General features: G+C 58.9%; 15 protein-coding genes. 2 read left to right on the forward strand and 13 right to left on the reverse strand.

The window, feature by feature from the left end:
- Positions 1–13: 13 nt before the first annotated feature.
- Genes IM313_RS13985 through IM313_RS14030 form a run of 10 tightly spaced genes read right to left on the reverse strand, consistent with a single transcriptional unit; the run spans position 14 to position 8,588 of the window.
- Positions 14–1,924 (reverse strand): transcription antiterminator, encoded by a 1,911-nt coding sequence (locus tag IM313_RS13985; protein ID WP_048999489.1) that lies wholly within the window; start codon positions 1,922–1,924, stop codon positions 14–16.
- 19 nt (positions 1,925–1,943) lie between these two features.
- Positions 1,944–3,080 (reverse strand): lactonase family protein, encoded by a 1,137-nt coding sequence (locus tag IM313_RS13990; protein WP_048999488.1) that lies wholly within the window; start codon positions 3,078–3,080, stop codon positions 1,944–1,946.
- 25 nt (positions 3,081–3,105) lie between these two features.
- Positions 3,106–3,846, reverse strand: coding sequence for a KDGP aldolase family protein (locus tag IM313_RS13995; RefSeq protein WP_041911457.1), 741 nt, complete (start codon positions 3,844–3,846; stop codon positions 3,106–3,108).
- Complete coding sequence (locus IM313_RS14000; RefSeq protein WP_048999486.1) at positions 3,843–4,961, reverse strand: DgaE family pyridoxal phosphate-dependent ammonia lyase; 1,119 nt, start codon at positions 4,959–4,961, stop codon at positions 3,843–3,845. Before IM313_RS14000 ends, IM313_RS13995 begins: the two co-directional genes overlap by 4 nt.
- A complete protein-coding gene (locus tag IM313_RS14005; protein WP_048999485.1) occupies positions 4,945–6,078 on the reverse strand; it encodes an amidohydrolase/deacetylase family metallohydrolase in 1,134 nt (377 codons plus the stop codon). Before IM313_RS14005 ends, IM313_RS14000 begins: the two co-directional genes overlap by 17 nt.
- 42 nt (positions 6,079–6,120) lie before the next feature.
- Positions 6,121–6,762 (reverse strand): DUF4310 family protein, encoded by a 642-nt coding sequence (locus tag IM313_RS14010; protein WP_003856081.1) that lies wholly within the window; start codon positions 6,760–6,762, stop codon positions 6,121–6,123.
- Positions 6,763–6,775: 13 nt separating this feature from the next.
- Positions 6,776–7,552 carry a DUF4311 domain-containing protein gene (locus tag IM313_RS14015; protein WP_023310182.1) on the reverse strand — a complete coding sequence of 259 codons (777 nt, stop codon included), beginning with the start codon at positions 7,550–7,552 and terminating at the stop codon, positions 6,776–6,778.
- Between the two features lie 22 nt (positions 7,553–7,574).
- On the reverse strand, positions 7,575–7,874 hold the full coding sequence (locus IM313_RS14020; protein WP_023324060.1) for a DUF4312 family protein: 300 nt from the start codon (positions 7,872–7,874) through the stop codon (positions 7,575–7,577).
- Positions 7,875–7,876: 2 nt separating this feature from the next.
- The gene (locus tag IM313_RS14025) at positions 7,877–8,239 is read right to left on the reverse strand and encodes an SFCGS family glycine-rich protein (protein ID WP_192972022.1); all 363 of its coding nucleotides are present in this window, start codon (positions 8,237–8,239) and stop codon (positions 7,877–7,879) included.
- Positions 8,240–8,249: 10 nt separating this feature from the next.
- The gene (locus tag IM313_RS14030) at positions 8,250–8,588 is read right to left on the reverse strand and encodes a PRD domain-containing protein (protein WP_026080657.1); all 339 of its coding nucleotides are present in this window, start codon (positions 8,586–8,588) and stop codon (positions 8,250–8,252) included.
- A 417-nt stretch (positions 8,589–9,005) separates the two neighbouring features.
- Between IM313_RS14030 and IM313_RS14035 the strand changes: the two genes are divergently transcribed.
- Positions 9,006–9,161, forward strand: a complete 156-nt coding sequence (locus IM313_RS14035) for a Hok/Gef family protein (RefSeq protein ID WP_041911460.1) — start codon at positions 9,006–9,008, stop codon at positions 9,159–9,161.
- A gap of 70 nt (positions 9,162–9,231) precedes the next feature.
- Here the strand turns inward: IM313_RS14035 and cybC are convergent, their stop codons facing one another.
- Positions 9,232–9,618: a cytochrome b562 gene (gene cybC / locus IM313_RS14040; RefSeq protein ID WP_028015297.1), complete on the reverse strand. Its 387-nt coding sequence runs from the start codon at positions 9,616–9,618 to the stop codon at positions 9,232–9,234.
- 40 nt (positions 9,619–9,658) lie between these two features.
- Entirely contained in the window at positions 9,659–11,011 is a 1,353-nt protein-coding gene (gene pmbA / locus IM313_RS14045) for a metalloprotease PmbA (protein ID WP_032644960.1), read from the reverse strand.
- 95 nt (positions 11,012–11,106) lie between these two features.
- On the opposite strand from pmbA, the gene yjgA reads away from it, so the two are divergent.
- Positions 11,107–11,658 carry a ribosome biogenesis factor YjgA gene (gene yjgA, locus IM313_RS14050; protein ID WP_126326220.1) on the forward strand — a complete coding sequence of 184 codons (552 nt, stop codon included), beginning with the start codon at positions 11,107–11,109 and terminating at the stop codon, positions 11,656–11,658.
- Between the two features lie 73 nt (positions 11,659–11,731).
- On the opposite strand, the gene mpl is transcribed toward yjgA, so the two are convergent.
- Entirely contained in the window at positions 11,732–13,105 is a 1,374-nt protein-coding gene (gene mpl, locus IM313_RS14055; protein ID WP_048999482.1) for a UDP-N-acetylmuramate:L-alanyl-gamma-D-glutamyl-meso-diaminopimelate ligase, read from the reverse strand.
- Positions 13,106–13,216: the final 111 nt, after the last annotated feature.

The following is a 13,216-nucleotide window of genomic DNA, read 5'->3' on the forward strand; positions in this document are numbered from 1 at the left end:
TATCCGCCTGGCCTCAAAACCGGCTCAAACTCTCCATCGCCTCAGCCTTAAACGCCGCAAAATCCTCGCACTGGCACAGGCGCGTCATCGCGCGTTCTCGCAGGAAAGTGACGAAGATGTCGTAAATCGCCATCGCCTCTTCGTACTCGCTTTTGCTGATGGCGAGCAGGAAGATGACGTGCGCCGTTTCATCCCCCCACTGAATACCCTGCGGAGCCAGCACCGTATAGACCACCGTTTTCTGTGCCAGCAGGCCGAGGGAGTGCGGCAGCGCGATACCGTCGCCGAGCATGGTGCTGACGATAGCTTCACGCTCAACGACCGAATCCAGAAACTCCGCGCCGACAAAGCCTTCGGCCTCAAGCTGTTCACACAGCTCGCGGAACAGCGTTTGCTGGTCAACAGGCTTGTCGAGAATGCGGAAATGGGCCGCGTCGAAATATTTCTCCAGCATCCACGGGCGGGTGCGGTCCACCAGCACCAGCTTGCCGATCTGCTCTAACTGATAATCGGTCGGGAACGGGGCGATCGTCACCACCGGTTTAGATTTTTCACTCACGCGGGCGGTGGAGATGACAAAGTCTTCACCGATGGCATCCGCCAGCTCGTACTCGCGCAGAGTGAGCGTGCGCGTCACCTCGATCTGCGGGTATTTGCGCTGGAGCACCGCCTCGATCATGCGCACCATCGCATTACCGGCGTCGCACACCAGCAGCACGCGCGGCTGGCGCTGGTAGCCGATGTTATAGTGGCGCTCCAGCCCCACGCCGATGTGCAGCACCAGAAAACCAATCTCGTTTTCGCTGATCGCATATGGCGTGTATTTCCCCCAGCTCGACACCGCCGCGAGGGTCATATCCCACGCCATCGGATAGTGCTGCTTGATGTTGTCCAGCAGCGGATTGGGGATCATGATTTGATAGCGCACGCGGGTGATCATGGTTTTGATGTGCGTGAGCAGATCGGCGTGCAGCTGCGCGTCGCTGAGCAGGTTGTAGTTATAGTGGGTGTTGATGTAGCGCAGGATATAGTTGACCAGCGCTTCGTCGTCGTCGGCGTTAATCGCGCTGGGGGCAATCTCCTGAATCTGCCGCGCCGCGATGTGGACGCACAGCCAGCTCTCTTCCGATGGCGCAAGCGCCTTGCCCGCCAGCTCCTGAATGGCCACCGCGATATCCTTCGCCGCCTCGCGCACGTTCTCTTCCACGTCTTCCGCGTGGAATTCCGGCAGCGGATACCCCTCGCTGATGCGCCGCACCGACACCGCGCAGTACAGGCGCAGGAACAGTTCGCCTTCGTCGGTCAGACGAATGTGATGGCGGGTGAGCGCGTCGTGAAGCACGACCACCATCTGCTCCGGTACCCCAGCGTTGAGCGCGACCTCCGTCACCAGCGGGTTAAGGCTGTCCTGCTGCGCCAGCTCCCACAGAAGATCGGTCAGGCAGGCGCGGACCGACATCTCGCTGCCAAACAGCTTCATGCCGTGGCGCGGGCGGGTTTCCAGCGTCAGGTTATAGCGCTGGAACCACTCGCGCACTTCCACCATGTCGCTCTGCAAGGTGGCGCGGCTGACAAACCACTCGTCGGCCAGATCTTCAAGCTTAAGTGAAAACGCCGACGTCAGGAAACGCACCACCAGATAGTGCACGCGCTCCGGTCCCGTTCGGGGAATACGCAGTGCACGCGGGTGCGATGCCTGCAGCTGCTGATAGCGCTCGGCATCGTCAATTTTAAGCTGGTAGCCGTTACCCCGGCTCAGAATAAACTGCGCGCCGTGGCTCGCCAGCAGCGCGTTCAGGGCGGTGATATCTGCGCGGACGGTTCGCGTGGAGACCGACAGCCGCTGCGCCAGCTCGTCCTGCGGCAGCGTCTCGTTTTGCAACAGATCGAAAAGTTGCGCTAAACGTTGGTTCGGAAATCGCACGTCGTTGTCCTCTTACTGCTCAGGGTGAAATGACCATCTGGGATGGGCTGCCGACCGGGGTATAGTCTGGCTCGGCGCTCAGCTTGCCGTCCGGCGCCACGCGGAAACGGGTAATGTTGTCGCTGCGCTGGTTCATGACGTACAGCCAGCGGCCCTGCTGATCGAGCGTCAGGGTGCGCGGGTAGTCGCCGCGCGTCCAGACATCCTCCTGATGCGTCAGCGTGCCCTCCGCTGTTACGGTAAAGTGCCCGATGCTGTTATGCAAACGGTTCGCCACATACAGCTGTTTACCATCGGCGCTTAGCGCCAGCCCGGCAGCAAAACTGGTGCCTTTGTAACCGTCCGGCAGGGCAGAGACCGTTTTGCCCTCTTTCAGCCTGCCGTTGCTGTCCAGCGCATAATGGGTGAGCGTAGAGGCCTCTTCGTTAATCAGCCACAGGGCATCGCCTTTCGGCGTAAAGACGAAGTGGCGCGGACCGGCACCTTTCGAAGAGGCGCTGATAAACGGCGGATCGTTCGGCGTTAGCTTTCCGGTTCGATCGTCAAAGCGGTACTGATAGATACGATCCAGCCCAAGATCGGTGGAAAAAACGTGCTTCCCGCTCGGATCGGCGGCGATCATGTGCGCATGCGGGCCGTTGTGATCGCTGATCGCGAAACTGCCCTCAACGGCCGCTTCCGGCTTCGCCGCGCCCGGTTCGCCCTGGTCCTGATGTCTGTCCGTCGCGTCACCCAGGCTGCCGTCCGCGTTGACGGGCAAAACGGCAATCGATCCGCTGACGTAGTTCGCCACCAGCAGATGCTTGCCGTTTGGCGTTAGCGAAAGATACACCGGCCCGGCGCCGCCGGAGGACACCTGATTCAGTTCGCTCAGCTCACCGTTATCGCCGACGCGCAGCGCCTGCACCACGCCCTGCTCCACTTCGCTTGCCAGATACAGCGTTTTACCGTCTTGCGAAAGGGTCAACTGCGCCGCGTTCGGCAGTTTGCTCACCAGCGTTTTATCGTCCAGCGCGCCGGTTTGCGGGTCGACGGTAAAACGGTACAGCCCTTCACCGTTCGGATTATAGGTGCCCACCCAGGCGTATTGCGTCTGGGCAATGGCGGCGGTGGCGAGCATTGAGAGTGAAGCGACAAGCAGGTTACGGGTGTGCATGGTGGCTCCTTTATATGTGTGAGTTCTACTTCACCAGCTTCTTCGTCATCGCCAGAAGCGTACGCACATCTTCGGGACGCGTATCGCCGCTGGCTTTGTCGATAATCGAGCTGTAGATGTGCGGGATGATTTTGCTCACGCCCGCGTCGAGGGCGATCTGCAGGATCGCCTCATAGTTTTCCAGATCGATACCCCCCGTCGGCTCCAGCCAGAAGTCGTGACGGGCGCAGGCTTCCGCCACCGCCTGGTATTCGTCACGGCACTTGAGGCCGCCCATCGGGAAGTACTTAATCGAGCTGCCGCCGAAGTCTTTCAGCAGGGCAATCGCCGTTTCAACCGGCACGATGCCGTCCGGCGCTTTGCTGCTCAGCGGGCCGGTGGAGATTTTCACCATGCCGACGGTACCGGTCGGAGAGACCAGGCCATTGACCACCGATTCATTCTGCCCCAGCAGCGCGCGGCTCGCTGCCACGCCGGTGAAGACCTGATTAACGTGCTGCGGCTGCACCTGGCGGGAGATCTCGCTCACCATCGCCGACTGGTTCGGATCGCCCGCGCCGAGGCCCACGGAGAGCGCGTTATCAATCAGCGCCGCGTATTCACGCATATCCGCGACCGCGCTCGCCACGTCCGGGTAATTTTTGGAGAGCACGCCCACCAGCACGTGACCTTCCGCCGCCTCGTAAATGGCGCTGGCGTTGGCCTTTGAGCCGGCCAGCACGTTCAGGCAGACGCGGTCACGGTAAAAATTGGGGGTCAGTTTCATGCGTTTTTCTCCTGTCCTAATACTTCGCTAATGCGGCGGTAGACGATGTTCAGCTGGTCAGCACTTACGCTGCGCACGTCCGCTTCGATAATCCCTTCGTTGGCCTTGTAGCCACGGAAATAGATGGCGTATTCGCCCTGCTTGAGTGCGTTCACCAGGTCACCCGTGCCGACGCCAGTGGTGGCTTCGTCGAACTTAATTTCGGTGCGGGCGATATCGCGACCCGCGCTGTCCCAGACCACGCGGGCGGTGACGCCGTTCAGGGTGTTGAGCGCGTCGATAAACGGCGTCATCTTCGCCACCATCTCGGCACCGCTTTCTTTGGTGGCCGTCAGGTAGTGTTCAATGGCGCAGGTCAGGCCGAGGATCCCCTCTTTACCCACCTTCATGGCGCGGCCAATGCCCGCCGTCTGGCGCTTCACCCACTCGACGTACTGGGTTTTGCCGATCACCAGGCCGCTGGTTGGCCCCTCGATCGCCTTCGCGCCGCTGTAAATCACCAGATCCGCACCGGAGCGGTAGTACACGTGCAGATCTTCTTCCGCCGCAGCATCAACGATCAGCGGCAGGGAGTGTTTACGTGCGACGACTGCCGCCTGCTCGACGCTGAGCATGCTTTTCTGCACGCAGTGGTGCGATTTGATGTAGAGGATCGCCGCCGTGCGCGGGGTGATGGCCGCCGCCAGCTGGTCGGTGGAGCATTCGTTGGCGTAACCCGCTTCCACCAGCTTGCCGCCGCCCAGCGCCACCATGGTGCCGACCGGCGCGCCAAAGTTAACGTTGTGGCCTTTCGGCAGGACGATTTCATTGTTCTCGATAGGGGTAACGTGCAGGTTTTCCAGCAGCCAGTCGCTGTCTTTTACCAGCACCGCCGCCACGGACTGGGCGATGCCCGCCGACGCGCAGGAGACCACCGTCGCGCCTTCCACATCCAGCAGCTTCGCGATGTATTCCCCGGTTTTATTGACCAGATCCTTCATCTCGAAGTAATGATTCATGCCGTCCATCGCCGCCTGCACTACTTCCGGGCGCGGCGTGGAGACGCCCAGCGCCGTCATGCGGCCAGAGGTGTTGATAACCTGCTTTAAATTATACTTCTCATAAATCGAAGGCATGTTCCGTGCTCCCTTGTTCGGTCATGTAGCCCTTGCCCGCGCGGATCGCGGCAAGCGGCACCAGAATATATTCAGCCTGCAGGCTGTCGTTTTCAGCGTCCGTCAGCACCGTTGGCTGGCGTTTAATCGTGAACAGCGTCAGGTCGGCGTCGAGACCCGGCTGGATGCGGCCCTTGCGCGTCAGGCGCAGGCCGTCGGCGGCGTTCGAGGTCACGCAGTCAATCACCTGCGGCAATGACATGCCAATGGCGAGAAACTTCGACATCACGCTTGCCAGCGAGCCCACCGGACCGTTGATGCGGTTGCGGCAGTAGATATCCGAGCTGATGGTGTGCGGCAGAATGCCCATCGCGATGGCGCGTTTCGCCACCTCAAAGCTGAAGCTCGCCGTACCGTGGCCGACGTCCAGACGCACGCCGCGCTTAAGGGCAGAGGTGATGGAGGCGCGCAGCTCGCCGGACGGCGTCAGAATGCGGTTAGGCTTGCCGTTATAGCAGTGGGTAATGATGTCGCCGGAGCTTAACAGCTCGGCGATTTCATCGAGGTTCGGCGGGTTATTGCCGATGTGCACCATCAGCGGCAAGTCGCCATTCTCTTTCTGGATGGCTTTGGCGCGCTCCAGCGGCGTAATGCCGTTTTCACCGACCACGCTGCTGCTCATGCGCGCCTTCAGGCCGACGATAAAATCAGGGTGGCGCTTCACCGCCTGCTTCACCGCATCGGCGTCAATGTTTGCCATGTTGGCCAGTTCGTTCTGGGCAATCAGCCCCACGCGGGAGATATTCAACAGGGCAAAGACGTCGGTGGAGGCTTTACGGGTGATTTCATAAAAATCGTCCACGTCGTCGGCCCCGGTACTGCCCGCGTCCACCACGGTAGTAACGCCGGTGGCAATGCCCACGCTGTCCGGCTCGTCGTGGTAAATCGGTGAGTTCGGGTAGCAGTGAACGTGGGAGTCAATCCAGCCCGCGCTAACGTACACGTCACCGTTAAGCTCAACCGTTTTACGGGCGGGAGCGTCAATTTCGCCCGTCGCTGCGATCTTCCCGTCCTGAATGGCGATATCGGTCAGGGTATCGTCGGCGAGGCGCGCACGGCGCAGGAGTAAATCAAACATGAGGATCTCCTGATAGGGCGGGCGCCGGAGCGCCCGCGGGTATTAAAGGGCGACCGGGAACAGCCAGCCCAAAATCATTGCGCCGAGGATGGCGCCACCGGTAATCGGCTTCTGCCAGATGTAGAACAGCAGCGCGCCCACCAGCGAACCGACGCCGATTGGAATGGAGGCGGTCATCGCGCTGAGGATAATCAGCGGCCCGAGGAAGCGCCCGGAGGCGTTACCCGCGCCCATCATCACGTCTGCGCCGTAGGTGGAGTTGCTCTGGTTGATGGTGAACTTACGCGCCAGGATGATGACGTAGCCAATCGCCAGACCAATCACCAGGCCGGTAATCAGCGAGGCAATGAAGTTGGTCACCGGGAACATGATCCCCGCGCCCAGCAGCAGCGCCGGTACGCCGAGGCCCACGCCGGTCTGGATCGCCCCGCCGATGTCGAGAATACCCACCAGCGACCCTTCAATAATGCGGGCGAACAGGAAGCTCGCGCCGAACGCCGCCACCGCGCCGTAGACGCCGGTATCGATGCCCGCTTTCAGCATCGCCACGAAGGCCACTTCGTTAAACGCGCCGATGCCGTAGAGGTAGTACATGTGCGTCCCGGCGAAGACGCCGGAGGAGAGCAGGCCAACGAAGATCGGGAACGACCAGTCGGCATACCAAAAACCTTTATTCTGTTCCATGTAGAGGCTCCTGTTATTTACCGCTGAGCGAGTTGTGGATCATGTCGAGCCAGTTCGGCACGGTCAGATGGAAGGATTCGATCATCTTCATGTCGAAGCCGCGGAAGAAGCCGCTCAACACGAACAGCAGGACGATCGCCGCCATCATCACTTTGGTGACGTGGTTCCAGCCGCTCTCCTCAACGCCTTTACCGATCAGGATGCCGAGAACCAGACCCGGTACGGCGTTCCCCATGATCAGCTGCGCCGCGCCGCCGAAGATGGTGGCCCAGAAGCCCGATTTTTTACCCGCGTCGATGGCCGCCAGCCAGAAGATCACCGGCATCACGGTGTTAACCAGCAGATTCGCGGCAGGCACCAGCACCTTCACGGCGGTGACCTGCAGCGCTGCCGGCACGGAGGAGGCGGTCAGGTTCAGGAAGGTGACGACGAGCATGCCAATCACGCCGCAGGCAATCGCCATTTTGCGGGGATCGTGCAGCGTTTCGCCGACGTTACGGTTTTTGATCATCAGTGCAGCAGCACCCCAGTTCGGGATGATGCGGTGGTCAACGTCCTGTGTGAAGGCACCTGCAGCCACGGAAGAGGCCCAGGCGTTAAAGAAGAAACCTAACCCAAAGGAGAAGTGGGACGCCGGATCCCCTTCACAGGAGTTCAGTTCCCCCAACGTACGAAACGCGCCCATACCCTGAGTGGTAGGCGCATGAAACATGCGTGCAGCCCCGGCTCCGACACCGACGCCAACCAGGCCGCCAATGATGAGCGATTTTATTAATATAATTAAGAACATCAGTCTGCCCTTTTATGAATAATCAGCGTTGCGTGACGAAATCCACCTGGTCGAGATTGATGGCGGTCACGTTGACGGTCACATCCAGCTCCACGCTGTAGGTGCGTCTTTCCCGGCGCAAAAAGAAGAACAGAAACGCTTCTTTACGCACCGCTTCTTGCGCCTGAACAACCTGCACATCCTGTGGCTCAATACGCAGTAAGATATGCGGTGAGGTTTTCATCACCGCGGCCTGAACGTGGTTGAGGGCGTCGGCAAAGGCGCGCGCTTTGGCGTCGCCCTTCCCCTTCACTCTCACCGTGGTTGTGAACTGTTCTTTCATGCTTATGCGCCGTATTTCTTCTGCCACGCCTGCACCAGACGCTCGCCCAGCTCATCTTTATCCATAAAGCCAAAGCCCAGCACGTTGCAGCCTTCGTTGATGGCGGTCACGCCCTCTTCCACGGAACGCATGCCGTATTTGGCCTTGTAGCCATATTTGGTTTGGGCGGTGATGGCGCCCGCGCCGCCGCTGCCGCAGAAGGAGATGCCGAAGGTGGCGTTTTCCGCTTTCATTACGTCGCCGAGCTTCATGTCCGCCGCCATGCCCGGCACAACCACTGCGCGTCCACCTGCTTTTTCCACACCCGCAGCCACTTTCTGACCTTTACCCAGGCGATCGCCAATCACGACTGTAATCTGTTCCATGTGTTGCTCCTTAAAGGTTGTCTTTCGCGACTTCAAAGTGAACGGAGAGCAGCCAGGCCTCTTCATCAGGAAGGTTGCCAAACTGCGCCACCACTTCACGGGCAAGCTGCATTGAATCTGGTGAAATTTCGTCGAACAGCTCTGCTTCAACCTCCGGCAGCGGCTCGCCGGTCACGGACCGGTGCGCCATTGCGCGAACGTGGGAGGTGAGCATCTGCTCCTGTACCGCATTGGGGATGATGTTGTGCCGGGCCAGCAGGGCATAAACCTGCTGCAGCATGGTGTTCGCGAGCTGTTCTGTTTGCACCGCCTGTTCCCCAACGTCGTTCATTACCGCTCCGTTAATCACTCGTCTTACCCCGTTAATGGCTCTGGAATAAAACTAACGTTGGGCGTGAAGGGTTTGTAGCGAGTTGTTTTCCACTTCGAAGTGGAAAGGCGAGCCGCAGCAGTGATCTGTGCCACATAAATATGGTGAATCTGGATTAACGGCCGCATTTACGTGATGAATATCACGCTATTAAGCGGCACTAAACAGGTAAGCGGAGTGGAAAAGTTTACGAGCAGGCTCGTAGAAATGTGACGTGGATAAGGTTTTCTTATGGGGATTCGCTAGAGTGGCTGCGGGTGCTTGAGACTGACCGTCTCAGGCATGGGACGGAAAGTGGAAAGCCCCGCCTGATAGAAAATCAGGGCGGGGGCTCGAAACGACACGTCACGACCGTGGAGTTCGCTACCTCGCCCGCTTTAAAGCAAGGAGGCATCCATGAAACGCCAATCCCCAATTATCCGGGTTTCGATGATTGTTGCTTTGACAATAATCATCTTAACGCTGGTGACGAGGAAAACACTGTGCGAGATCCGTTTTCGAAACGGCTCGCTTGAAGTGACAGCGCGGATGGATTGTCGCTCCGGCCAGTAGGGAGCAAGGATGCGGGGGCGCTTAGTGCGCCTCCGCATACGGAGGAAGGACGTACAGCTCAGGCACCCAATTAACGGTATTTCTTGTGATACGTGTTGCGCGTCGCCACAAACTGGTCGGCCGCCGCCTGGGCTTCCTTCACTTTGCCTTCGTTAGCCAGCTTCAGCGCGCCGTCGATCTGACCGACCAGCACGTCAAAGCCGTGGCGATAGTCTTTCATCTCTGCGCTGTCTGCCGCTTTGCTTTCCAGCTTTGGCGGCGTCGCTTTTTGCGCGTCCAGCGCCGCTTCACGCATTTTGGTCAGTGCGCCTTTCATTTCCGCCGCATTGTCCGTTTTCTGCACTACCTTCAGGTTTTGACTGAGGATGTCCATGTTGTCTTCGAGATCGGCAGCAAACGCAGAAGAGCCAAGAACCAGCGTTGAAGCCGCGACGATCGCTAACAGGTGTTTACGCATTGCTCACTTCCTTTTTTATTATTAAAACGCTTTTCGGGTATTACTGGCCGGCGATTTTCATTTCCGGCAGTAATACAGAACCACACTGTATATTGCTACGTGTTTCAATATCGTTACCGACCGTAACGATATTGCGCCACATGTCCTTCAGGTTTCCGGCGATGGTAATTTCGCTCACCGGATACTGAATTTCGCCGTTTTCGACCCAGAAGCCTGCCGCACCGCGAGAATAGTCGCCGGTGATGCCGCTTACGCCCTGGCCCATCAGCTCGGTGACCACCAGACCGGTGCCCATCTCTTTCAGCATCTGCTCGAAGTTCAGGCCCTGACCGGCAATGCGCCAGTTGTGGATCCCGCCCGCATGTCCGGTGCTTTTCAGCCCCAGCTTGCGCGCGGAGTAGTTGGTCAGCAGCCACTGGGTCAGAATGCCGTCTTTAACAATATCGCGGCGTTCAGTGCGCACGCCTTCGCTGTCGAATGGCGTGGAGGCCAGCCCTTTCAGCAGGTGCGGATGTTCTTCGATAGTCAGCCACTCCGGCAGGATCTGCTTGCCCAGCGAGTCGAGCAGGAAGGTCGATTTACGGTACACCGAGCCGCCCGCGATAGCGCCCACCAGATGACCAAACAGGCCGGTCGCCACTTCATTGGCAAAAATGACCGGGGCCTTCATAGTGGAGAGCTTACGCGGCGACAGGCGAGACAGCGTGCGTTCGGCACACTCTTTGCCCACCCACTCAGGAGACTGCAAATCCCCCAGCGCGCGGCCAATGGTGTAGGCGTAGTCACGCTCCATGTCACCGTTCTCTTCGGCAATTACGCAGCTTGAAAGCGAGTGACGGGTGGAGCAGTAGCCCTGCAGCATGCCGTGGCTGTTGCCGAAAACTTTGATGCCGTAGTGGCTGTTGAAGCTGCCGCCTTCGGTATTTGTGATGCGCTTGTCAGCCTGCAAAGACGCCTGCTCGGCGCGCGCGGCCAGCTCAATGGCTTCGTCCGGGGTCACTTCCGCCGGATGGAACAGATCGAGATCCGGCGCGTCAAACGCCAGCAGATCTTTATCCGCCACGCCTGCGTAAGGATCCGGAGAGGTGTAACGGGCGATATCCAGCGCCGCTTGCACCGTGCGGGCGATGGCATCCGGGCTGAGATCGGTGGACGACGCGCTGCCTTTGCGGTTCTGGTGATACACCGTGATCCCAAGCGCGCCATCGCTGTTAAATTCTACATTCTCCACTTCGCCATAGCGGGTGCTCACGCTAATGCCAGTGGTTTTGCTGACCGCCACTTCGGCGCCATCTGATTTACCTGAAGCGAGCGTCAGCGCGGTGGAGACGGCTTCTTCCAGAATCTTACGCTGCGCTTCAACTTGTGAGGTTACTTTCATCGCAAATGCCATACTGTAAGAGAGAGTTAAGTGAAGTCTAACAGAGAACCGTTTTTCAGTGCGCGTCTTAACTGGTAACATTAGCCTCTTTTTTTAAGGAGCCTGACATGACTAAGCAGCCCGAAGACTGGCTCGACGACGTTCCCGGTGATGACATCGAAGACGAAGATGATGAGATCATCTGGGTCAGTAAAAGTGAAATTAAACGTGACGCCGAAGAGTTAAAACAGCTTGGCGCAGAAATGGTAGAACTGGGTAAAAACGCGCTGGATAAGATCCCGCTCGACCAGGATCTGCGTGATGCCATTGAACTGGCACAGAAAATCAAGAAAGAAGGCCGTCGTCGCCAGCTTCAGCTTATCGGTAAAATGCTGCGTCAGCGCGACGTGGATCCGATCCGTCAGGCGCTGGACAAGCTGAAAAACCGCCACAACCAGCAGGTTGCGCTGTTCCATAAGCTGGAGCAGATCCGCGATCGTCTGATTGAACAGGGTGATGATGCGGTACCGGAAGTGCTGAACCTGTGGCCGGATGCCGACCGCCAGCAGCTGCGTTCTTTGATCCGCAACGCGAAGAAAGAGAAAGAGGGGAATAAGCCGCCGAAATCCGCGCGTCTGATTTTCCAGTATCTGCGCGAGCTGTCTGAGAACGCAGATTAATTCCCTTTCCCCAAAGGGGAGAGGGAGAAGAGATAATGTAGGCCCGGTAAGCGCTAGCGCCACCGGGCTTTTTTTACTCTGCGGCCGCGGCTTTCTTCGCCAGACCGTCCAGCAGCTTCTGATGGATCCCACCGAACCCGCCGTTGCTCATCACCAGAATGTGGTCGCCAGGCTGTGCGGCTTTGACCACCATATCCGCTAAGACATCCACGTCCGCGCTCCAGTGCGCAGGCTGAATGCAGGCGTCGGCCACTTCAGCCACCTGCCACGGAATATGCTGCGGCTGCAGCAGGAAGACTTCGTCGGCACGTCCCAGGGACGGCGCGAGGTCGTCTTTGCAGATGCCCATTTTCATGGTGTTCGAGCGCGGTTCCAGCACCGCCAGAATGCGCGCGGTGCCGCCAACCTTGCCACGCAGGGCGGCAAGCGTCGCCAGAATGGCCGTTGGGTGGTGCGCGAAATCGTCATACACCGTCACGCCGTTCGCTTCGCCGCGCAGCTCCAGGCGGCGGCGGGCGTTGATAAACGTCCCCAGCGCATTGGCCGCATCCGCAGGCAGTACGCCCACGTGGCGCGCCGCGGCGATCGCCATCAGGCCGTTGTGCATGTTGTGCTCGCCCACCAGGCCCCACTTCACCTCGCCCACTTTCTCACCGTCGAGCAGTACTTCCCACTCGGAGGCATCCGCGTTGAGTTTTTTCGCCTGCCAGTGGCCCTGCTCGCCCACCAGCTCCTGCTCGCTCCAGCAGCCCATCGCCAGGGTCTGCTTCAGGTTGATGTCGTTCTCCGGCAGGATAATGCGGCCCTGGCCCGGAACAATGCGCACCAGGTGGTGGAACTGTTTCTGAATGGCTTTCAGGTCGTCAAAGATATCCGCGTGGTCAAACTCAAGGTTGTTGAGGATCAGCGTGCGCGGGCAGTAGTGCACGAATTTGGAACGCTTGTCGAAGAATGCGCAGTCGTATTCATCCGCTTCAATCACAAAGAACGGGCTGTCGCCGAGACGCGCAGAGACGTCGAAGTTACCCGGCACGCCGCCGATCACGAAGCCCGGCTTGTAGCCGCAGGCTTCGAGGATCCAGGTCGCCATGCCGGCGGTGGTGGTTTTGCCATGGGTACCGGCTACGGCAACCACCCAGCGGTCGCGCAGCACGAAGTCATGCAGCCACTGCGGGCCGGACATGAACGGAATATTGCGTTCCAGCACCGCTTCAACGCACGGGTTACCGCGGGTCATGGCGTTGCCAATGATGACCAGATCCGGCTCGGGATCCAGCTGGCTGGCATCGTAGCCCTGAATTAAAGAAATGCCCTGTTTTTCCAGAAGCGTGCTCATCGGCGGATACACATTGGCGTCCGAACCTGTCACTTCATGGCCCAGCGAGCGCGCCAGCATTGCCAGTCCGCCCATGAAAGTGCCACAAATCCCCAATATATGAATGCGCATACGTCACTATCCTTCTTTAATGTGGCGCACATTTTACTCACATGTTAGCGGCTGTGAAACGCATTTCAGGTAAATCCGTATGTTGCTGGCGCGATTCACCTCTGCGCTACT

The organism is Enterobacter cloacae complex sp. P2B (assembly GCF_014895985.1).
Taxonomy (GTDB): Bacteria; Pseudomonadota; Gammaproteobacteria; order Enterobacterales; family Enterobacteriaceae; genus Enterobacter; species Enterobacter bugandensis.

Bases quoted from the DNA above. Each gene is read 5' to 3' on its own strand.
- IM313_RS13990 (WP_048999488.1), bottom strand. From the start codon at position 3,080: ATGCACACCCGTAACCTGCTTGTCGCTTCACTCTCAATGCTCGCCACC.
- IM313_RS13995 (WP_041911457.1), bottom strand. From the start codon at position 3,846: ATGAAACTGACCCCCAATTTTTACCGTGACCGCGTCTGCCTGAACGTG.
- IM313_RS14000 (WP_048999486.1), bottom strand. From the start codon at position 4,961: ATGCCTTCGATTTATGAGAAGTATAATTTAAAGCAGGTTATCAACACC.
- IM313_RS14005 (WP_048999485.1), bottom strand. From the start codon at position 6,078: ATGTTTGATTTACTCCTGCGCCGTGCGCGCCTCGCCGACGATACCCTG.
- IM313_RS14010 (WP_003856081.1), bottom strand. From the start codon at position 6,762: ATGGAACAGAATAAAGGTTTTTGGTATGCCGACTGGTCGTTCCCGATC.
- IM313_RS14015 (WP_023310182.1), bottom strand. From the start codon at position 7,552: ATGTTCTTAATTATATTAATAAAATCGCTCATCATTGGCGGCCTGGTT.
- IM313_RS14020 (WP_023324060.1), bottom strand. From the start codon at position 7,874: ATGAAAGAACAGTTCACAACCACGGTGAGAGTGAAGGGGAAGGGCGAC.
- IM313_RS14025 (WP_192972022.1), bottom strand. From the start codon at position 8,239: ATGGAACAGATTACAGTCGTGATTGGCGATCGCCTGGGTAAAGGTCAG.
- IM313_RS14035 (WP_041911460.1), top strand. From the start codon at position 9,006: ATGAAACGCCAATCCCCAATTATCCGGGTTTCGATGATTGTTGCTTTG.
- cybC (WP_028015297.1), bottom strand. From the start codon at position 9,618: ATGCGTAAACACCTGTTAGCGATCGTCGCGGCTTCAACGCTGGTTCTT.
- pmbA (WP_032644960.1), bottom strand. From the start codon at position 11,011: ATGGCATTTGCGATGAAAGTAACCTCACAAGTTGAAGCGCAGCGTAAG.
- yjgA (WP_126326220.1), top strand. From the start codon at position 11,107: ATGACTAAGCAGCCCGAAGACTGGCTCGACGACGTTCCCGGTGATGAC.
- mpl (WP_048999482.1), bottom strand. From the start codon at position 13,105: ATGCGCATTCATATATTGGGGATTTGTGGCACTTTCATGGGCGGACTG.